Origin of the sequence: Pseudomonas sp. CMR5c (genome assembly GCF_003850545.1) — a bacterium.
Taxonomy (GTDB): Bacteria; Pseudomonadota; Gammaproteobacteria; order Pseudomonadales; family Pseudomonadaceae; genus Aquipseudomonas; species Aquipseudomonas piscis.
The window spans coordinates 1889067-1908187 of record NZ_CP027705.1 but is presented as its reverse complement, the minus strand read 5'-3'; the positions used below and the strand labels follow the sequence as shown (position 1 = coordinate 1908187).

Below are 19121 nucleotides of genomic sequence, written 5' to 3'. Positions count from 1 at the left end.
GTACTCAATAGGAGACCGTGACAAGTACGGTATCGGTGTAGACGCCCGGCGGAATCGCGATGCTGGCCGCCTCCACGAGGATGTAAACGGGAAATTCCTCCGGACCGCCCTTGGCGAGGCCGGACTTGGCGAACGTGCCGTCCGCCCAGATCTTTGAGTAGCCCGCGTCCTGGAATAAGTAGTAGGGCAGGAATGCATTGCCGCTGGACGTGCTGCTTTTCAAGCGCCTTCCAGCGCCGCCAGCACTGTCGGACCACAATCCATCGTTGAGAGAAATCCGGTAATCGGTGCCCGGCGTACAGTTGACGACGATGGTGCCCGCTCCGACGCTGGAAGAAGCGAGTATGGCTTGCTCGAGATTGGCGACCGTGCCAAGGTCGAGAACGCCGTAAGTGCTGACATCGGCCTGGCCGCTTCCCAGCCGGCACCCGGGCGTGATGGCGGCGGCGACCGTCAAGGTCAGTTGCTTTGAACCGGCATGGACCGTGCCGGTCAGGGGTGAGGTGACAATGGCCAGGGCAAGCAGTACCGTGCGCAGTCTGGACATACGCATCACCACTCCACCACAACCTGGACCGTGTCGCGATAGACTCCCGCCACGGGCGTGCGCTGCGGCTTGACCACGGAATAGACCGGCAACAGCGCGTCGGCGCCCGAGCCCTGGCCGCTGACCCCATTCGTCCTGTCCCAGGGGCGGCTGTGGCCGCTGTCCTGGTACAGCCCGTACTCGATCAGTCCGCCTTGAGGTCCGATCATCCGGCGCTGTGCGCCGGTGTCGTTGCGACCCTTGCCGAGGAATACCTTGTAGGCGATGCCCGGCGCGCATTTCACCCGTATCGCGCCCGCGTTGCTCAGGGTGCCGACGGCTTCAATCTGGTTGCGCAGGGACGGCACGGTGCCCATGTCCAGCGTGCCGAAGTTGACCGCCGCGGCACCCGCCTTGCCGCCGGCTTCGCAGGCCTGCGCCACCGTCAGCCTGAAGCCGATCGTGGCGCTCTTGCTGGCGGCTTGCACGGGGCCGCTGGCATGCAGCGACGCGAGAACGAGGATCAGTAGAGTTCGCGTGGCGGCAGGGCGGCGAATGCGATCGTCGCCCATGAAGGCGCGGTGCATTTACCAGGCCACCGTGACCAGCACAGAGTCGGTGTACACGCCAGCGGGGGGCGTCATGGCCTTGGGCACGCGGCCGTACACGGTCAGGTCGATTGGGGCGCCCGTGCCCTTGCCGGTGAGCTGATTGCTCGGAGTGTCGCCCCAGGCCTTGCTGCGGGCGGCATCCTGGTAGAGGTTGTAGGCGACCAGATCAGTGCCGGAGGCCTTCATGTTGCGCTGACCGCTAGTGGCGTTGCGGCCGTTGCCCAGGCTGATCGTATAGGCCACGTCCTTGGTGCAGTTCAACTGGATGGTGCCGGTGCCGGTGGACGCCACGGACTGTGCGTCGATCACGCTGGTCGCCAGCGAAGACTGGGTACCGAAATCGATCTTGCCAAACGAGTTGCCGGTGCTGCTGCCGGAGGAGGTACCGTTGCTGATTTCGCAGCCGTCGCCAATGGCAAGCTGGATGTCCAGGTCGCCCTGGATCTGGCCTGTCGCGTAGACCGAACTTGCGCCGCTCAACATCGCAATAATCGTCACCGCTTTTATCGATTTTTTCATGATTGCCTCAGAGGATTGATTGATCTTGCAAGGGTCGCCCCAACTCTTGAGTTGTTGCGCCTGTGCTTGCGAGTCGTATTACACCCAGCGGGGCCGCAGGTTTTAATCAGACGATTCTGAAAACCTCAGCTACGCAGCTAGGCTCTGTACGAAATCCTTTGAAATATCGATTTGGATAGAATCCGCCGCCATTAACGCCAGGACACCATGACGGCAAAACGGCATGAGCTCCCCGGTGCAGCCTGGGATTTGGTTGCCGATCTCTTCACTGAAATCCGCCGCAGCGGGTGCCCACGAGCCGATGATCGCCTGATGCTCAGCGGCGTCCTTTGAGTACTCTGTTCCGGCGCGGCTTGGCGAAACATGCCGGAGCGTTTTGGCCCTTGGTCAACGGTGTATCAGCGGTTTCGCGATTGGCGTAATTGCGGCGCTTTCGATCAGATGCTCAAGCGCCTTCATATCCGATTGAACGAGCAAGGCTTGATCGACCTGGAAACCTGGCTGATCGACTCCACTGCCGTTCGTGCCACCCAAGCCTCATCAGGCGCCGGGAAAAAAGGGGGCCTGAAGAACCGCAAGATCACGCGCTCGGGCGCAGCCGGGGCGGCCTGACGAGCAGAATCCACATGCTGTGCAATGCCAATGGTGTGCCGCTGCGTTTCCTGCTGTCTGGCGGGCAAGCCAGCGATACTGCCTATGCCCTACCGCTGCTGGACAAGGCTTATATCCCCAGCCAGCACGGCCGCCCTCGCAAACGCTGCCGATGCTTGCTGGCTGACAAGGGATACGATGCTGAAGCTCTGCGTCGCTACTGTGATCGCTATCGGATGCGACCGGTGATCCCGAAGCCCAAACCAGGTCTGCCCAGGCTGTTTGATCGGCCCAAATATCGGCAGCGCAATATCATCGAGCGCATGTTCGGCTGGCTGAAGGAAAACCGCCGCATCGCTACGCGTTTCGACAAGCTCGCGACAAGTTTTGCGGCGATGGTTTCATTGACCTGTGCCATGCGGTGTTTGCGACAATGCTTTTCGTACAGAACCTAGTAGGTAGCGCACGATCTCCATTGCCTGAACGGACAGCGGTGCGATGTACGGCGGAATGTCTTGTGGCCGCTTACCCTTCTTGCGCATATCGTTCTGGAGTTGCTTGACCACTTCTGGGGGGATACTCCAGAGGCCCCGATCTAGGTCGAACTGGTCGGGCGTGACCAGACGCAGTTCCCCGGTTCGGGCTCCAGTCAGGAACAGCAAGCGGATGCCAAGTTGCGTGGAGGGCTTACCGCGATAGCGGCGAACCTTTTGCAGCAATTCGAGCAGTTCAGGTAAGCGCAGGAAGGGGGTATGCAGCACTGGTGGCTTAGGCAAGGCCACCACGTTCAGATCGGAGGCCGGATTGATATCAAGGTCATCGATCTTGATCATGGCGAAGCGAAACAACTGATTGAGCCATGCCCGCACTTTCTCCGCCGTGGTATGGGCGTAAGGCTGACTTCAGGATAAGTGACTAGCAACATGCGCTTTTTGCTTGCCGACCCAAACGTAGCGAAAGTGCCAAGAACGACCGCCTTGTTCGCTCACAGCAAAAGATAGGCCGTCGATGTCACCGAGGGTATAAGGCTTGCCGGTTGCTTTGGCCTGGCGAGCGGCCATGTCTGAAAGTGCCATGGTTCTAGCTCCTAACGTGAGTTAGGACTGGATCCTGGTCTCGCCTGCCGCCTTCGCCCAGCAAGAATACTGAGCCTCACACAACCGTATTGATGGACTAAAAATTGGACTAAAAAGTCCCGGATGTGAGTGGATTCCAGTGGCACTTGCCGGAATGAAAAAAGGGGCTTTCGCCCCTGTTTTCAATGATTTGCAGACATTGCCAAAATGTCTGCGGATCAAAATTTGGAGCGGGAAACGAGACTCGAACTCGCGACCCCGACCTTGGCAAGGTCGTGCTCTACCAACTGAGCTATTCCCGCAAATGGCGTCCCCTAGGGGACTCGAACCCCTGTTACCGCCGTGAAAGGGCGGTGTCCTAGGCCACTAGACGAAGGGGACACGCTACCCGGAACACATGGTGTGTGTTTCGGACTCCAGAACCGCATCCGAAGACTTGAATTCTGGTTTCACTCAGCCTCGCCCGAAGGCCAGACCGTTTAAAATTGGAGCGGGAAACGAGACTCGAACTCGCGACCCCGACCTTGGCAAGGTCGTGCTCTACCAACTGAGCTATTCCCGCAAATGGCGTCCCCTAGGGGACTCGAACCCCTGTTACCGCCGTGAAAGGGCGGTGTCCTAGGCCACTAGACGAAGGGGACACGCTACCCGGAACACATGGTGTGTGTTTCGGACTCCAGAACCGCATCCGAAGACTTGAATCCTGGTTTCACTCAGCCTCGCCCGAAGGCCAGACCGTTTAAAATTGGAGCGGGAAACGAGACTCGAACTCGCGACCCCGACCTTGGCAAGGTCGTGCTCTACCAACTGAGCTATTCCCGCATTGGCGTCCCCTAGGGGACTCGAACCCCTGTTACCGCCGTGAAAGGGCGGTGTCCTAGGCCACTAGACGAAGGGGACACGCTACAACATTCACTCCCTTCAGCGTTTCGCGTTTTGCTTTCCGCTGAAAGTGGCGCGCATTCTATGGATGCTTTGGAAGGTCGTCAACCCCCAGATATAACTTTATTTAAATCAATGACTTCGAGGCTGTTTTCAGGTCGCCACAGGCTTTTATGCCGTCCGGGCTTTGACGCCTATATTCTGTCACCCGCCAAGGCGTTATAGTCCTCGCAGCCGGTGATATCAATTTGAACCCAGTGGCCACCTCCGACCCTGCCCTGCTATGCCTGATAGAAGTAGAAGGCGCACGCACAATCCATCCCGGCTCGTCGAGCGGCGCTATGCGCCCAAATGCCAAGCCACTACACTCGCACGCGAAATCCTATAACGAGGTTTTAACGGTGACACCACTCATGATCACCCTGCTGGTAATAGCCGGGATCGCACTATTGATCGCCATTGGCTACATGAACCATGTGGTGGAAAACAACAAACTGGAAAAGGCCCGCACCAAGGTCGAACTCAATGACCGCCTGCGCCGCTGCGGCGAAATCACCGAAACCTTCCCCGGCCAGTTCATGTCGCCAGGCCTCAAGCTGCTGCTGACTCGCCTGGAACTCAACGTCGTGCAGCGCATGCTCAACCTCGACAAATCCGACGCCAAGCTCAAGGCCCGCCTGGCCGAGCTCAATACCCTGGTGGGCCAGGGCGAATCGATTCCGGTGAACAATCCGCCCTCGCCGATCCAGACCGAAGCCAAGGCCAAGGACGTGCGCTTTCTGCTGGAGGCCATGCACGGCCAAGTGACCCGCGCCGCCCACGACGGTTTCCTGCAGCCCAACGAAGCCAAGCGCTGGATCAAGGAGATCCGCCATATCCTGGTCCTGCTGCACATCGAGTTCTTCAACAACCTGGGGCAATACGCACTGCAGCAGAACCAGCCCGGCCAGGCCCGCCTGGCCTTCGAACGCGGCGTGCAGTACCTGCGCAAGCAGCCGGAGCCCAAGGCCTACAGCGAGCAGCTGGAGTACCTGGACAAGCTCCTGGCCCGCGCCAACGCCATGGTGTTGTCGACCCTGGAGCCAGCCGAGGATGAGGTCAACGAGTTGACCCAGGGCCTGAAGGAAGTGGAAGCCGACGCCGACTGGAAGAAGAAGGTCATCTACGACTGATCGACCGCAGGTGCCCGGCCCCGCGCCGGGCACCTGCGCAGCGCGACACCGCCCTCCCCACCGCTACAGGCGGAAATGCCCCACCATGGATTTCAACTCGCTCCCCAATTGCGCCAGCTCGATGCTCGAGGCCGCACTGCCCTGCATCGCCTGCGAAGACTGATCGGCACTGGCGCGAATGCTGGTCACGCTGCGGTTGATCTCTTCGGCCACCGAACTCTGCTGCTCGGCGGCCGCGGCGATCTGCTGGTTCATCTGCTGGATCAGGGACACCGCCGCGGCGATGCTGCCCAGGGCGCTCTCGGTCTGCAACGCATCGCTGACCGCCTGCTTGACCAACTCCCCACTGCCCTGGATCTGTCGCACCGAAGCATCGGCCGCGGCGTGCAGGGTCGCCACCAGGCGGGTGATTTCCTCAGTGGACTGCTGGGTCCGCTTGGCCAGCGCCCGGACTTCGTCGGCCACCACCGCGAACCCACGCCCCTGCTCACCGGCCCTGGCCGCTTCGATGGCGGCATTCAGGGCCAGCAGGTTGGTCTGCTCGGCCACGCTCTTGATCACATCCAGCACGCTGCCGATGTTGTCGATTTCCGCGCTCAGGCTCTGGATGCCGCTGCTGGCCTGGTTCGCGGAGTCGGCCAGTTGCTCGATCCGCTGCATGCTCTGGCGCACCACCTGCTGGCCGCTCTCGACCTTGTCGTCCGCCGCCTGGGCCGCCAGGGCCGCCTCCTCGGCATTGCGCGCCACATCGTGAACCGTGGCGGTCATCTGGTTCATGGCAGTGGCCACCTGCTCGGTCTCTTCTTTCTGGGTGCTGACTTCGAGGTTGGTCTGCTCAGTCACCGCCGACAGCGATTGTGCCGAGTTGGCCAGGCGCTCGATCCCGGATTGCAGGCCGCTGACGATACCGCTCAAGCCGCCGCCCATCTGCTGCATGGCTTGCATCAACTGGCCGATCTCGTCGCGCCGGGTCACGCTCACCGTGGCGCTGAGATCACCGGCGGCAATCTGCTGGGCCACCTGCATCACACTGCGCAGCGGCCGGACGATCAACCGGGTGATGCCCAGCGCCGCCAGCAACCCGGCCAATAGCGCCAGGGCCGAGGAACCGAGGATCAGCAACGAGTTCTTCGTAAGCTCCTCCTGCATGGCCTGGTCCTGGGCGGCATAGGCCTGGTCGACCTGCTGCATCACCTGGGCGGCCCGCTCGTGCAACCGGTGGTAGACCTGTTGTTCCTGAACCAGCAGGTCGGTGTACTCGTTGAGTTTCTCGCTGAAATTGCCGATGTGCCCCGAGACCTCGTTGAGGACCGTCTGGTAACCGGCATCCTTGACGCTGGCCTTCAGCTGCTCCACCAGGGCCAGGGCCTGCTCGGCCTGTTCGATCTTGCCCTGCCCGGCCGCCTCCTGGTCGCCGCCCTTGCGGTTCTGGTCCAGGCGCACCCGGGCCTCGTTCATGGCTTGCAGCATCAAGCGCGAGACCTGGCTGATCTGATTGGCCTGCTCGATGAACTCGGCGCCCTCCTTGCCCTGGGACTCTTTCAAGCCATAGGCGCCGTCGTCCGCCAGGCCGGCTTGCAGTACGTCGAGGTTGTTGGCCACGCTGGATACCGACCAACTGGCCATCTCCAGCGCCAGGTCCTTGGCCTGGGTCAGCTCGACGAATCGATCGAAAGCCTGGCGATAGTCCGCCAGCATCCCGTCGACCTGGCCCATGGTCGCCGGGTTGCCCGGCTCTTCGAGTTGGCGGGCCAGGGCCAGCAGCGCATCCAGGTTCTCGCGCAGGCTATCGACGCTCTGGTTGTCACCGTGCAGCGCATACCCCTGCTCCAGCAGCCGGACCTTGAGCACGCCACTGTTGAGCTGCGACATGCGCTTGAGGCCCTCGAAGCGCTGGCTGACGGTTTGCAGGGACCAGAGGCCGATGCCGGCCACCAGGGCCGTCAACAGCAACACCAGGGCGAAGCCCACCCCCAACTTCCTGGCCATGCCCAGGTTGGCAAAGCGTCCACTTGCGGCCGTCGTCATGCTGCGAACTCCCCTCAAGTCCCCAATGGCTGTAAGGCCATGGTTTTTTTCGAAGGGTGGCAACGGCGTGCACCGACGCACAAGCCTCTGGTGTCGCAATAGTGGCAAAAACCAGGCTAGAGGTCGTTTTCAGGACGCTGGAGGTCGATTCCATCATCGCCCCGGCGCCTTGGTCGCCAGGGCGGCGATATCGATCAGATGGCCGTGGCGCCACCGTCGACAGCCAGTGCATGGCCGGTGGTGAAGGCGGCGCCATCGCTGCACAGGTAGAGCACGGCGCTGGCGATTTCCTCGACCTTGCCAATGCGCCCCACCGGGTGCATGGCCGCGGCGAACTCGGCCTTCTTCGGGTCTGCCTCGTAGGCCCGGCGGAACATGTCGGTGTCGATCACCGCCGGGCACACCGCGTTGACCCGGATCTTCTTCTTGGCGTACTCGATGGCCGCCGACTTGGTCAGGCCGATCACCGCATGCTTGGAAGCGGCGTAGATGCTCATCTTCGGCGCCGCCCCCAGGCCCGCCACCGACGCGGTGTTGACGATGGCCCCGCCGCCCTGGGCCAGCAGCAGCGGCAGCTGGTACTTCATGCACAGCCACACACCCTTGACGTTGACCCCCATGATGGCGTCGAACTCGTCCAGCGAGCCCTCGGCCAGACGGCCCTTCTCGATCTCGATCCCGGCGTTGTTGAAGGCGTAGTCCAGGCGACCGTAGGCCTCGATGGTGCGGGCCATGAGCTGCTGGACATCGGCCTCGCGAGTGACGTTGCAGGACACGAACAGCGCTTCGCCACCGGCCTCGCGGATCAGCGCCACGGTGCCTTCGCCGCCGGCCGCATCCAGGTCCGCCACCACCACCTTCAACCCTTGGGCGGCGAACGCCTGGGCGGTGGCCCGGCCGATCCCGTTGGCCGCGCCGGTCACCAGGGCCACCTGGCCGGAAAACGTCATGCTCATGCAAAGCTCCTCAATCCAGTACGGGCCCAATACCCTGGCCCATCTAGCCATAGAGCACAGACGCCGCGGCAGCACTATCAGGCATCCGTTTGCCACTCCATGCATCCCGATGATGAAGGCCCCGGGCCATTTATCACGCCCCTGGATCGTGGCTCATTCGCCGGGCAGGCACGCCTTGCGGCTGCCGGCCCGAGGGTCTATCAACTAGGGTTTCATCCAGTTCTCGAGGACCTGCCATGACCAGCCTGACCAACCGCCAGTTCCTGCTCGCCAAGCGTCCCGTTGGCGCGGCCAGCCGCGATACCTTCACCTACCAGCAAGTGGCCGTGACCGAGCCCGGCGCCGGGCAGATCCAGGTGCAGAACCAGTACCTGTCCCTGGACCCGGCCATGCGTGGCTGGATGAACGAAGGCAAGTCCTACATCCCACCAGTGGGGATCGGCGAGGTGATGCGGGCCCTCGGCGTGGGCCAGGTGACCGCCTCCAAACACCCGGATTTCGCCGTCGGCGACTACGTCAATGGCGCCCTGGGGGTACAGGACTACTTCGTTGGCGAGCCCCGTGGTTTCTACAAGATCGACCCACGGCTGGCGCCACTGCCACGCTACCTGTCGGTGCTGGGAATGACCGGCATGACCGCCTACTTCGCCCTTCTGGAGGTCGGTGCGCCCAAGGCCGGGGAAACCGTGGTGCTGTCCGGGGCCGCCGGCGCGGTGGGCAGCATTGCCGGGCAGATCGCCAAGCTCAAGGGCTGCCGGGTGATAGGCATCGCCGGCGGCCAGGACAAGTGCCGCTTCCTCGTCGAGGAACTGGGCTTCGACGGGGCCATCGACTACAAGAGCGAAGACGTCCAGGCCGGCCTCAAGCGCGAATGCCCCAAGGGGGTCGACGTGTATTTCGACAATGTCGGCGGCCAGATCCTCGATGCCGTGCTCACTCGCCTGAACCTCAAGGCCCGGGTGGTGATCTGCGGCGCCATCAGCCAGTACAACAACAAGGAAGCGGTCAAGGGGCCGGCCAACTACCTGTCGCTGCTGGTCAACCGGGCGCGCATGGAAGGCTTCGTGGTGATGGACCATGCGGCGCAGTTCGCCGCCGCCGGGCAGGAGATGGCCGGCTGGATGGCCAAGGGGCAGCTCAAGAGCAAGGAGGACATCGTCGAGGGCCTGGAAACCTTCCCGGAAACCCTGGCGAAGCTGTTCAGCGGCGAGAACTTCGGCAAGCTGGTGCTCAAGGTCTGAGCCCAGGGTCAAGCTGCGGGAGCCGGCACGCCGGCTCCCGTGGGTGTCACAGGGCCAGTTCGGCCACGACGTCGGCCAGGGCCTTGGCCGGATCGGCTGCCTGGCTGATGGGGCGGCCGATGACCAGGTAATCGGAACCGGCATCCAGGGCCTGGCGCGGAGTGAGGATCCGCCGCTGGTCGTCCTGGGCGCTGCCCGCAGGGCGAATCCCCGGGGTCACCAGTTGCAGGGACGGGTGGGCGCTCTTGAGCGCCTGGGCCTCCAGGGCCGAGCACACCAGGCCATCCATGCCGGCCTTCTGCGCCAGGGCGGCCAGGCGCAACACCTGTTCCTGGGGCTCGATGTCCAGGCCGATGCCAGCCAGGTCCTCGCGCTCCATGCTGGTGAGCACGGTGACGCCGATCAGCAGCGGCTGCGGGCCACTGCGCTTGTCCAGCTCCTCACGGCAGGCGGCCATCATGCGCAGGCCGCCGGAGCAGTGGACGTTGACCATCCAGACGCCCATTTCCGCAGCAGCCTTGACGGCCATCGCGGTGGTGTTGGGGATGTCGTGGAACTTCAGGTCCAGGAACACTTCGAAACCCTTGTCGCGCAGGGTGCCGACAATCTCGGCGGCGCAGCTGGTGAACAGCTCCTTGCCGACCTTGACCCGGCACAGTTTCGGGTCCAGTTGATCGGCCAGTTTCAGTGCGGCGTCACGGGTGGGGAAATCCAGGGCGACGATGATAGGTGTCTGGCAGGCGGACATGAAAAGGCTCTCAGGCAAGTCGAAATCGGCGCGGATTGTAGCGCAAGCCGCGTCGCTCCGGGACCCGCTGTGCGCTAATTCGCCCGCGACAAGGCGCCGGGCCGACGATCAGGCCGGGCTGTGTATCAATCCCGATACACTGACGACACGTCGGCAACATCCCCCGCCGCTACCCTCGCCTGCCGCAACACCTTCGAACAGCACTTCCAGCCTCCGGGCCGGACGCCTATGCTGAAGCCATAACCTCGCCGTCGCCGCCCGGCAACGACAGCCTACCTGGCAGATGATCGCCCATGCACAACACCCCAGCCCCCTTCAGCGACGACAGCAAAGCCCCGCTCAATGGCGACGACAAGCGCTGGAATACCCGGGCCTTGATCGTCGATGACGACGTACCGATCCGCGAACTGCTGATCGGCTACCTGGCACGCTTCAACATCCACGCCAGTGGCGTCACCGATGGCGCCGCAATGCGCCAGGCCTTGCAAACCGAGCATTTCGACGTGGTGGTGCTCGACCTCATGCTCCCGGGTGAAGACGGCCTGTCCCTGTGCCGCTGGCTACGTAACGAATCGGACATCCCGATCCTGATGCTCACCGCTCGCTGCGAACCCACCGACCGCATCATCGGCCTGGAACTGGGGGCCGACGACTACATGGCCAAGCCCTTCGAGCCCCGGGAACTGGTGGCGCGGATCCAGACCATCCTGCGCCGGGTACGCGACGACCGCAGCGAGCAGCGGAGCAGCATCCGCTTCGACAACTGGCGCCTGAACAGCGTCCTGCGCCAGCTGATATCCGCCGATGGCCTGGTGGTGCCGCTGTCCAACGCCGAATTCCGCCTGCTCTGGGTATTCCTCGAACGCCCACGCCGAGTGCTGAGCCGCGAGCAATTGCTGGATGCCGCCCGTGGGCGCTCCATCGAAGCCTTCGATCGCAGCATCGACTTGCTGGTGTCGCGCCTGCGGCAGAAGCTCGGCGACGATCCGAAATCACCGCAACTGATCAAGACCGTGCGTGGCGAAGGCTACCTGTTCGACGCCCGGGATATAGGCTGATGCGTGGGCGCTTCGATACGCTGTTCGGCCGCCTGTTCGGCGTCTTGCTGATCGCGATCGTACTCGCCCACCTGCTGGCCTTCTTCTGGTTCCAACACTACGGCCCTCCACGCCCGCCGCCGCCCCCACCGCCGACCGCAACGGCAATGGACGACGGCCGACCGGCGAGCCCGCCAGCGCATTTTCCCCGGCGGCCACGCCACTGGTTCAACGGCCCGCTGGTGCCGCTGACGTTCCAGTTCATCTCGCTGATCATCGCCGCCTGGTACGGCGCCAAGCTGCTGTCGCGGCCCATCCGACGCCTCAGCGCCGCCGCCGAGCGCCTGAGCGAAAACCTCGACAGCCCACCCCTGGAAGAACTCGGCCCCCATGAAGCACGACAGGCAGCCAACACTTTCAACCAGATGCAAAAGCGCATTCGCGAGCAAGTCCAGCAGCGTGGGCGCATGCTCGGCGCGGTTTCCCACGACCTGCGCACGCCGCTGTCGCGCCTCAAGCTGCGCCTGGAGCAGATCGAGGACAGCAAGTTGCAAAGCCAGATGCGCCAGGACCTGGACGACATGATCAAGATGCTCGACGCCACCCTCAGCTACCTGCACGAGCAACGCACCAGCGAGATCTGGCAACTGATGGACGTGCAAGCGCTGGTGGAGTCGATGTGCGAGAACGCCCAGGACCGGGGCGCCGATGTCCAGACCCAGGGGCATTGCGCACCGCTGCTGGTGCAACCCATGGCGCTGCAGTCATGCCTGAACAACCTGCTGGACAATGCCCTGCGCTATGCCGGCCAAGCGACCCTGGCCCTGGAGGACAGTCGCGAGCAGTTGCTGATCCGGGTCATCGACCACGGCCCGGGCATCGCCGCCGACCAGCGTGAAGCGGTGTTCGAGCCGTTCTTCCGCCTGGAGGGTTCACGCAACCGCAATTCCGGCGGGGTCGGCCTGGGCATGACCATCGCCCGCGAGGCCGCGGAGCGCATGGGCGCCAGCCTGCAGCTCGAGGAAACCCCGGGCGGCGGCCTGACTGCGGTACTGCGGCTGACCCGCCCCTGAGCTCAGCGCGGTTCCTGGTTGCGGGCCTGGCTGGCACTCCAGTCCAGCAACAGGCTGTAGGCCACCGCCAACAGGGTCGGGCCGATGAACAAGCCGATGAAACCGAAGGCGATCAAGCCACCGAACACCCCGAGCAGGACGATCACCAGTGGCAGGTTGCCGCCACGGCTGATCAGGTAGGGCTTGAGCACGTTATCCACCCCACTGATGATGAAGGTGCCCCAGATTCCCAGGAACACCGCCATGCCGTACTCGCCCTTCCAGGCCAGCCAGGCCGTGGCTGGGATCCACACCAGCGGTGGCCCCATGGGGATCAGGCTGAGCAGGAAGGTGACGATCCCCAGTACCAGCGCCCCGGGCACCCCGGCGATGATGAAGCCGATCAAAGCCAGCAGGCCCTGGGCCGCCGCAGTACCTATCACGCCGTTGACCACGCGCTGCACGGTGCCGGCCACCAGGTCGATGTAGTAGCCAGCACGATCGCCGATCAGCCGCTCCAGCAGCTTGTGCACGAACAGCGCCAGGCGCGGGCCGTCACGGTAGAAGAAGAACACGAAGACCAGGCTCAGGGTCAGTTCCAGGATGCCCCCGCCCACCTGGGCGCTACGGGCCAGCAACCAGTTGCCCACCTGCCCCAGGTACGGCTTGACCGCCACCATCAGCGCCGCGCCCTGTTCGTCGATGCTGTTCCAGACGCCCACCAGGCGCTCGCCCACCAACGGCAAGCCGCCCAGCCAGGCTGGCGCCTCGGGCAGGCCATCGACCTGGACGTCCTTGATGAAGGCGGTGGCATCACGTACATGGTCCGCCAGGTTGAGACCCAGCCAGACCAGCGGCGCCGCCACCAGCAGCATCCAGCCCAGGGTCAGCAGGCCTGCGGCCAGGGATTCGCGACCATGCAGCCAGCGGGTCAGCAAACGCATCAGCGGCCAGCTGGCAAAGGCCAGCACCGCCCCCCAGAACAGGGCCGACCAAAAGGGCGCCATCACCCAGAAGCTGGCACCGAACAGCACCAGGAGCAGGATCTGCACCAGCAGGCGATCGTTATTGGGCATGAAATGTCTCGCGCAAGAGTAACCAGTGAAGAGTAGGCGAACCCGCCAGGGCGGGTCGCCTGCAAAGCTTAACGCAGCAGTTCGAAGTGCAGGCCGGCGGCCTGGGTATCGCCGGTTTCCAACCGCGTAGCGCGCACGCCCTGGCCGATCAGGGCCTGGCGCCAGGCTTCGGCGTGCTGGCCGGAAAGACTGACCCGCAACGTGGTGTCCAGGTTCAATCCCCGGGACAGCAAGGTGAGCCAGGTTGGCTGCGGCTCGGCCAGCTTGGCCAGGTCCAGCCGGCCAGTGTCTTTCAATTGCCGGAGCAACGTCGCGGAGGTGGGCAGCAGTTCGCCCAGTGGAGCACCGGCGGCGAACTGCTCCACATGCAGGTAAGCCCGGCGATTGCCGCGGGTGATGCTGTACAGGGCCACCAGGGAATTGTCCTGGGGGGCCGCCAGGCGTAACAACAAGTAGGCCTGCTGCTCGTCGGCGCCGTACAGCTTGGCGTTGCCGAACACCTCATTGGCCCACAGGCTGCTTTCGCCGCAGTCCCGGGCCTGGCACCAGAACAGCAGCTCGGCACCCTGTTTCTGCAAAGCCTCGCGGGCCAGGGTGAAGGCTTCGTTGGAACTGCGCTCGGCCGGCAGTTGGTAGGTGATGGCGGTGAGCTTGCCCCGGGCATTGACCTGGCCATCGAAACGCAACTGGCCGCTGATCTTGCGGATCGAGCCCATGGGGTAGATCCGCTCCTGTTCTACCTCGGGGCGGTAATCGACGATCTGGGCATCGGTCAGACGGGGCACCAGGGGCAGGTCCTGGCTTCCGGGAAGGTCGGCGGCAACCGCCAGTGCGCTGGCCAGGGACAGGCCCAGGAAACTGAGTGAACGCATCGGGGCCCTCATCGGATCAGCATGGCCTGGGCGCCCTTGACGACGCTGGCGTCGTCACTGCGTTGCGGAACCTGCAAGCCGCGCTGGACCGCGGGGCGCGCCTCCATGGCCGCCATCCAGCGCTGTAGCGCTTCCAGCCCCTGGACCGGAACTCCCGACCAGTCATGGCCGCGTACCCAGGGGAAGGTGGCGATGTCGGCGATGCTGTAGTCGCCGGCCAGGTAGTCGACCTGCTGCAGGCGCGTGTCGAGCACCTCGTACAAACGTCGGGTCTCATGCTGGTAGCGGTCGATGGCGCCCTGCAGCTTCTCCGGGAAATAGCGGAAGAACACATTGGCCTGGCCTTGCATGGGGCCGATGCCGCCCATCTGGAACATCAGCCACTGCATGACCTGCGAACGCCCCTTGGCATCGGCAGGCAGCAGGCGACCGGTACGCTCGGCCAGGTAGATAAGGATCGCCCCGGACTCGAATACCGGGAAATCGCCATTGTCGCGATCGACGATGGCAGGAATACGCCCATTGGGATTGATCTTGAGGAACGCCGGCGCCTTCTGTTCCTTCTTGTCGAAGCTCAAGGCGTGCACGGTATAAGGCAAGCCGAGCTCTTCAAGCAGGATGGAAACCTTGTGGCCATTGGGGGTCGCAGCGGTGTACAGATCTATCATGGTTGTCTCCCATTTCAACCCGCCAAGCCTCGACAGTTGACCAGGTCAAGTCAAGGAACGGCGAAAAACCTATTGAAACAGTCTGCGACAAAGGTGGCACCGGTTTCATCGTTCAAATGCAGATGGTGCCCGCCCGGCAGCTGTTCAAGGTTGAAGGGTAGACGCTGCAGCAACTCCTGGTGCCGGGCCAGCATGCCATCGGCCGCCACCACCAGCTGCGTCGGGCAGGCCACCCGCTGGACGAAGGACATGGCCTGCTCCTCGGTCAGGCGCAGGGGCGAAGCCAGGGTCAGGCGGCTGTCGCTGCGCCAGGTATAGCCACCGGCCACCGGCATCAGGCCTCGTTGGGCCAACAGCTCGGCGGCTTCCCGGCTGACGGCCACCAGGCCTTTCATCCGCGCCTCGACGGCGCGCTCCAGGCTGCTGTAGACCGGCTTGCGCTTGTCCTGCAAGGCCAGTTGCGCTTGCAGGGCCATGCCCAGGCGCTCGGCTGCGCCCTCGCCACTGGCCGTGGGCGGGATGACGCCGTCGATCAGCGCCAGCTGGCTGACTCGCTCGGGCATGGCCGCCGCCAATACCAGGGACACGATGGCCCCCAGGGAGTGGCCCATGAGGGCGAAGCGCCGCCAGCCCAGCTGCTCGGCCACTTGCAATACGTCGTACACGTAGTCCCACAGGGCGTATCCCGCGCCCGCCGGGCGATGCCCGGAATGCCCGTGGCCGGCCAGGTCCAGGGCCAGGATGCGCAGGCCGCGCAACTTGGGCGCCAGGCGCGCGAAGCTGTTGGCGTTGTCCAGCCAGCCATGCAGGGCGATCACCGGCAAGCCATCCTCTGGACCGAACAAATGCGCCGCCAGCTCGATATGCGGCAGGCTCAGGCGCACTTCCTCCACACCCTGGCTCATGCAAGGCTCCGCTGCTGGCCGTGCTGCCAGCGGTTGAACAGGTCCTTGAGCAAGAGCGCAGTGGCCTCGGGTCGCTCAAGGGGGAACATATGCCCGCCGGGCATGGTCAGCGACACCCCCTGGGACATGCGTCCCACGGCACTGGTGTGATGGCGCATCACCACCCTGCTCTGCTGGCCTCGCACCACCGCCAGGGGCACCTTGAGCTGATGGGCGCTGCCCGGGCTGGTGTGCGGCACGCCACGATAGATGCTGATCTCGGTGGCCGGGTCGAAGCGCAGCCGCAAGCGATCCCCCACTTGTTGCAGGCCATGCTCCAGGTAGGCATCCAGGCAATCGGGGTCGAAGGCGCGGAACAGCGTCTTGCGCGAAAAGTAGCTGCGGGCCGACTCGATATCGCTGAACTCCTCGCGCCGCCCCAGGGTGCGCCCGGCCGGGGTCAGTCGATCGATGAAACCCAAGCGTTTGGCCGCACGGATCACCCATTGGTCGGCCCGGGTCAGCACCGGTGAGTCGAGCATCACCACGCCCCGGTACAGCTCCGGGCAGCGCAGGGCCGCATGCAGGTGCAGCACGCCGCCCAGCGAGTGCCCGACGCCCCACACCGGCTGGGACTGCTGTTGCAGGTGGTGGATCAATTCGTCCACCAGGCTGCGCCAGTTATCGTCCACCGGAAAACGCGGGTCATGGGCATGCTGTTGCAGATGAGTCACCTCGAATTCCGGCGCCAGGGCGGCGAACAACTTGCCGTAGGTGCCGGAGGGAAACCCATTGGCGTGAGCGAAAAACACCTGTTGCGACATACCGACTCATCCATTTACCAAATCAACGGCGATTTTCCGCAAGCTCCGCCGCCAGGGCAATGACCGTAACCGCCAGGAATACTGACACCCCGGCCCGGCCTATGGCCGCGGGTTCAGGCGGCCGGCGGGTTCTGCCCCAGCGGCACCACCGCCATGGTCAGGCGCGATACACAGCTGGCCTTGCCTTCGTCGCTGCTCAGGCGGATGTCCCAGACGTGGGTGGTGCGACCGAGATGGATGGCCCTGGCCACCGCCGTGACCCGCCCGCTGCGCAAACCCCGCAGGTGGTTGGCATTGATCTCCAGCCCCACGCAATAGAACTTGCTGGCATCGATGCACAGGTAGCTGGCCATGGAGCCGACGGTCTCGGCCAGCACCACCGAAGCCCCGCCATGCAGCAGCCCGTAGGGCTGGTGGGTACGATGGTCGATGACCATGCTGGCGGTCAGGGACTGCTCGTCGAAAGCCTCGAAGCGGATATCCAGCACTTCGCCGATGGTGTTCTTCTGGAGCGCGTTCAGTTGCTCGAGGTTGGGGGTGGTACGCCACAGGCTCATCGCCACTTCCTTCTTGTAGGTTGGTCGCTCAATCCTGCCACAGCACGACTTCCTCGCGCTCGCTCCAGGCCTGGAAGCTGTCGCCATAAGCGGACTCGACCACATTGCGCTTGATCTTCAGGGTCGGGGTCAGGAAACCGTTTTCCACCGCCCAGCTACCCTTGACCACCACCAGCCGATGCAGGCGCTCGTGCTTGTCCAGGCCGCCATTGACCTGGGCCAGGAGGTTTTCCAGGCTGCTGTGCAAGCCTTCGCGAGCGCTGCCATCGGCCTCGCGCTGGCCGGCCGCCGACAACACGCACAAACCCAAGGGCGCGCTCAGGCCATCGCCGACCACGCATACCTGCTCGATGTGCGCATGCTCGGCCAGGCGGATCTCGATGGGCGCCGGCGCCACGTACTTGCCCTTGCTGGTCTTGAAGATTTCCTTGAGCCGACCGGTCAGGCGCAGGTTGCCGGCAGCATCCTGCTCGCCCTTGTCGCCGGTGCGTAAAAAACCATCCTCGGTGATGGTCTCGGCGGTCTTCTGCGGGTCCTTGTAGTAACCCTGCATCACCGCCTGGCTGCGGACCTGGACTTCGCCGTCCACGGCGATGCGCACCTGGACCTCGGGACAGGGCCGGCCGATCCAACCCGGGATGTATTCTCCCGAGCGGCCCAGATGGGAGTAACCACAGTTCTCGGTCATGCCGTAGACCTCCAGCACATCCAGGCCCAGGCGCTGGTACCAGTGCAACAGGGCCTGAGGCACTGGCGCGGCTCCGGACAGGGCCACGCGCAGCGCATCCAGCCCCAGCCCCGCCAGGACCTTGTGCCCGACCCACTTGCCAATCAGCGGCAGCCCCAGGAGCAGGTCCAGGCGCCTGGCCGGCATCTTGGCGTAGACCCCCATCTGGAACTTGGTCCAGATCCGTGGCACGCCGAACATCGCCGTGGGCCGGGCACGCCGCAGGTCGGCCAGGAAGGTATCGAGGCTCTCGGCAAAAAATATCGTCTGTCCGGTGTAGAGCGCGCCCATCTCGACGAATACGCGCTCGGCCACATGGCACAACGGCAGGTAGGACAGCAGCCGGTCGCCGGGCCCCAGGCCGAACATCTGGACTCCATGGCTGGCGGTGAACCCGAGGTTGCCGAAGCTGTGCATCACGCCCTTGGGCGATCCGGTGGTACCGGAGGTATAGATGATGGTGGCCAGTTGGTCGGGCCCCGGGCAGGGGCTGTCGGTCATTGGCTGGCAACGCTGCAGCGCCTCCCAGCTGAAATCGAAGCTGCCCTGCGGGGCCAATGGCAGGCTGATGGTGGGTAAACCAGGCCTGATGCCCCGGGACATTTCCGGCCAGGCATCGAGCTTGCCGATGAACGCCAGGGCCGACCCGGAATGCTCCAGCACCTGGGCCACCGACTCGGCGGTGAGGTTGGGGTACAGCGGCACCGAGACATGCCCGGCCATCCAGATCGCCAGGTCGGCGATGATCCAGTGGGCGGAGTTCTTGCCGATGATCGCGATATTGCTGCCCGCTGGCAGTTGCCGCTCCCGCAGCCACTGGGCGGCGCGTCGGACCTGCTGGGCGACCTCGGCCCAGCTCAATTCCTGCACCTGGCCACCGGCGCTGGGCTGGACCAGGAAAAGTTGCTGGGGATGACTTGCTTCACGCTGGTAGAACACTTGCAACGGCAAACGAAAAGCAGCAGACATGACGCGCTCCTTTGTTCTTGTTGTGTTCGGGAACAGCCGCTAACCAACCAAGCACTTGCTCGGCCGACTATTCCACGCACCAGGGAGCGCTGCAAGTTAAGAAAT

General features: G+C 63.9%; 17 protein-coding genes, 6 tRNA genes and 3 pseudogenes. 5 read left to right on the top strand and 21 right to left on the bottom strand.

Features of this window, described 5'->3' with window-relative positions:
* Window positions 1–4 precede the first annotated feature (4 nt).
* Genes C4K40_RS08945 through C4K40_RS08935 form a run of 3 tightly spaced genes read right to left on the bottom strand, consistent with a single transcriptional unit; the run spans window position 5 to window position 1656 of the window.
* Window positions 5–547 (bottom strand): spore coat U domain-containing protein, encoded by a 543-nt coding sequence (locus tag C4K40_RS08945; protein ID WP_164485013.1) that lies wholly within the window; start codon window positions 545–547, stop codon window positions 5–7.
* Between the two features lie 5 nt (window positions 548–552).
* Window positions 553–1113 carry a spore coat U domain-containing protein gene (locus tag C4K40_RS08940; RefSeq protein WP_053135727.1) on the bottom strand — a complete coding sequence of 187 codons (561 nt, stop codon included), beginning with the start codon at window positions 1111–1113 and terminating at the stop codon, window positions 553–555.
* The gene (locus tag C4K40_RS08935; protein WP_053135724.1) at window positions 1114–1656 is read right to left on the bottom strand and encodes a spore coat U domain-containing protein; all 543 of its coding nucleotides are present in this window, start codon (window positions 1654–1656) and stop codon (window positions 1114–1116) included.
* 207 nt (window positions 1657–1863) lie between these two features.
* Here C4K40_RS08935 and C4K40_RS08930 point away from each other — a divergent pair.
* Window positions 1864–2702: pseudogene (locus C4K40_RS08930) on the top strand (IS5 family transposase).
* Here the strand turns inward: C4K40_RS08930 and C4K40_RS08925 are convergent.
* The 7 genes and pseudogenes from C4K40_RS08925 to C4K40_RS08895 all read right to left on the bottom strand — a co-directional run.
* Window positions 2682–3323, bottom strand: a pseudogene (locus C4K40_RS08925) (tyrosine-type recombinase/integrase); the annotation flags it as partial. The pseudogenes C4K40_RS08930 and C4K40_RS08925 overlap by 21 nt on opposite strands.
* Window positions 3324–3549: 226 nt before the next feature.
* A tRNA-Gly gene (locus C4K40_RS08920) sits at window positions 3550–3625 on the bottom strand.
* A 3-nt stretch (window positions 3626–3628) separates the two neighbouring features.
* Window positions 3629–3704, bottom strand: a tRNA-Glu gene (locus C4K40_RS08915).
* A 105-nt stretch (window positions 3705–3809) separates the two neighbouring features.
* Window positions 3810–3885: transfer RNA gene (locus C4K40_RS08910), tRNA-Gly, on the bottom strand.
* Window positions 3886–3888: 3 nt separating this feature from the next.
* Window positions 3889–3964 (bottom strand) — tRNA-Glu (locus C4K40_RS08905).
* Window positions 3965–4069: 105 nt separating this feature from the next.
* Window positions 4070–4145 (bottom strand) — tRNA-Gly (locus C4K40_RS08900).
* A 2-nt stretch (window positions 4146–4147) separates the two neighbouring features.
* Window positions 4148–4223 (bottom strand) — tRNA-Glu (locus C4K40_RS08895).
* A gap of 395 nt (window positions 4224–4618) precedes the next feature.
* On the opposite strand from C4K40_RS08895, the gene C4K40_RS08890 reads away from it, so the two are divergent.
* A complete protein-coding gene (locus tag C4K40_RS08890; RefSeq protein WP_022643141.1) occupies window positions 4619–5377 on the top strand; it encodes a hypothetical protein in 759 nt (252 codons plus the stop codon).
* A gap of 63 nt (window positions 5378–5440) precedes the next feature.
* Here C4K40_RS08890 and C4K40_RS32195 read toward each other — a convergent pair whose 3' ends face one another.
* From C4K40_RS32195 to C4K40_RS08880, 3 genes and pseudogenes are all read right to left on the bottom strand, one after another.
* The gene (locus tag C4K40_RS32195; protein WP_372238139.1) at window positions 5441–6304 is read right to left on the bottom strand and encodes a methyl-accepting chemotaxis protein; all 864 of its coding nucleotides are present in this window, start codon (window positions 6302–6304) and stop codon (window positions 5441–5443) included.
* A pseudogene (locus C4K40_RS32190) lies at window positions 6302–6526 on the bottom strand (HAMP domain-containing protein); the annotation flags it as partial. The gene C4K40_RS32195 and the pseudogene C4K40_RS32190, both read right to left, overlap by 3 nt.
* A gap of 1073 nt (window positions 6527–7599) precedes the next feature.
* Window positions 7600–8361, bottom strand: coding sequence for an SDR family oxidoreductase (locus C4K40_RS08880; protein WP_053134969.1), 762 nt, complete (start codon window positions 8359–8361; stop codon window positions 7600–7602).
* Window positions 8362–8597: 236 nt separating this feature from the next.
* Between C4K40_RS08880 and C4K40_RS08875 the strand changes: the two genes are divergently transcribed.
* Entirely contained in the window at window positions 8598–9602 is a 1005-nt protein-coding gene (locus C4K40_RS08875) for an NADP-dependent oxidoreductase (RefSeq protein WP_022643139.1), read from the top strand.
* 46 nt (window positions 9603–9648) lie between these two features.
* On the opposite strand, the gene pyrF is transcribed toward C4K40_RS08875, so the two are convergent.
* Entirely contained in the window at window positions 9649–10350 is a 702-nt protein-coding gene (pyrF, locus tag C4K40_RS08870; RefSeq protein WP_022643138.1) for an orotidine-5'-phosphate decarboxylase, read from the bottom strand.
* A 293-nt stretch (window positions 10351–10643) separates the two neighbouring features.
* Here pyrF and C4K40_RS08865 point away from each other — a divergent pair, with 293 nt between their 5' ends.
* Both C4K40_RS08865 and C4K40_RS08860 read left to right on the top strand, forming a co-directional pair.
* Complete coding sequence (locus C4K40_RS08865) at window positions 10644–11408, top strand: response regulator (protein WP_022643137.1); 765 nt, start codon at window positions 10644–10646, stop codon at window positions 11406–11408.
* Entirely contained in the window at window positions 11408–12460 is a 1053-nt protein-coding gene (locus C4K40_RS08860; protein WP_053134972.1) for a HAMP domain-containing sensor histidine kinase, read from the top strand. Before C4K40_RS08865 ends, C4K40_RS08860 begins: the two co-directional genes overlap by 1 nt.
* A 2-nt stretch (window positions 12461–12462) precedes the next feature.
* Here C4K40_RS08860 and C4K40_RS08855 read toward each other — a convergent pair whose 3' ends face one another.
* From C4K40_RS08855 to C4K40_RS08825, 7 genes are all read right to left on the bottom strand, one after another.
* Window positions 12463–13515 (bottom strand): AI-2E family transporter, encoded by a 1053-nt coding sequence (locus C4K40_RS08855; protein ID WP_022643135.1) that lies wholly within the window; start codon window positions 13513–13515, stop codon window positions 12463–12465.
* A 68-nt stretch (window positions 13516–13583) separates the two neighbouring features.
* Entirely contained in the window at window positions 13584–14387 is an 804-nt protein-coding gene (locus C4K40_RS08850) for a DUF4892 domain-containing protein (RefSeq protein ID WP_022643134.1), read from the bottom strand.
* Between the two features lie 8 nt (window positions 14388–14395).
* Window positions 14396–15055 carry a glutathione S-transferase family protein gene (locus tag C4K40_RS08845; protein ID WP_022643133.1) on the bottom strand — a complete coding sequence of 220 codons (660 nt, stop codon included), beginning with the start codon at window positions 15053–15055 and terminating at the stop codon, window positions 14396–14398.
* A gap of 50 nt (window positions 15056–15105) precedes the next feature.
* Window positions 15106–15960, bottom strand: a complete 855-nt coding sequence (locus C4K40_RS08840; protein ID WP_022643132.1) for an alpha/beta hydrolase — start codon at window positions 15958–15960, stop codon at window positions 15106–15108.
* Entirely contained in the window at window positions 15957–16763 is an 807-nt protein-coding gene (locus C4K40_RS08835) for an alpha/beta fold hydrolase (protein ID WP_053134976.1), read from the bottom strand. Before C4K40_RS08835 ends, C4K40_RS08840 begins: the two co-directional genes overlap by 4 nt.
* Before the next feature lie 113 nt (window positions 16764–16876).
* Window positions 16877–17320, bottom strand: coding sequence for a hotdog fold thioesterase (locus C4K40_RS08830; protein WP_022643130.1), 444 nt, complete (start codon window positions 17318–17320; stop codon window positions 16877–16879).
* 28 nt (window positions 17321–17348) lie between these two features.
* Window positions 17349–19016 carry an AMP-binding protein gene (locus C4K40_RS08825; protein WP_053134979.1) on the bottom strand — a complete coding sequence of 556 codons (1668 nt, stop codon included), beginning with the start codon at window positions 19014–19016 and terminating at the stop codon, window positions 17349–17351.
* Window positions 19017–19121: the final 105 nt, after the last annotated feature.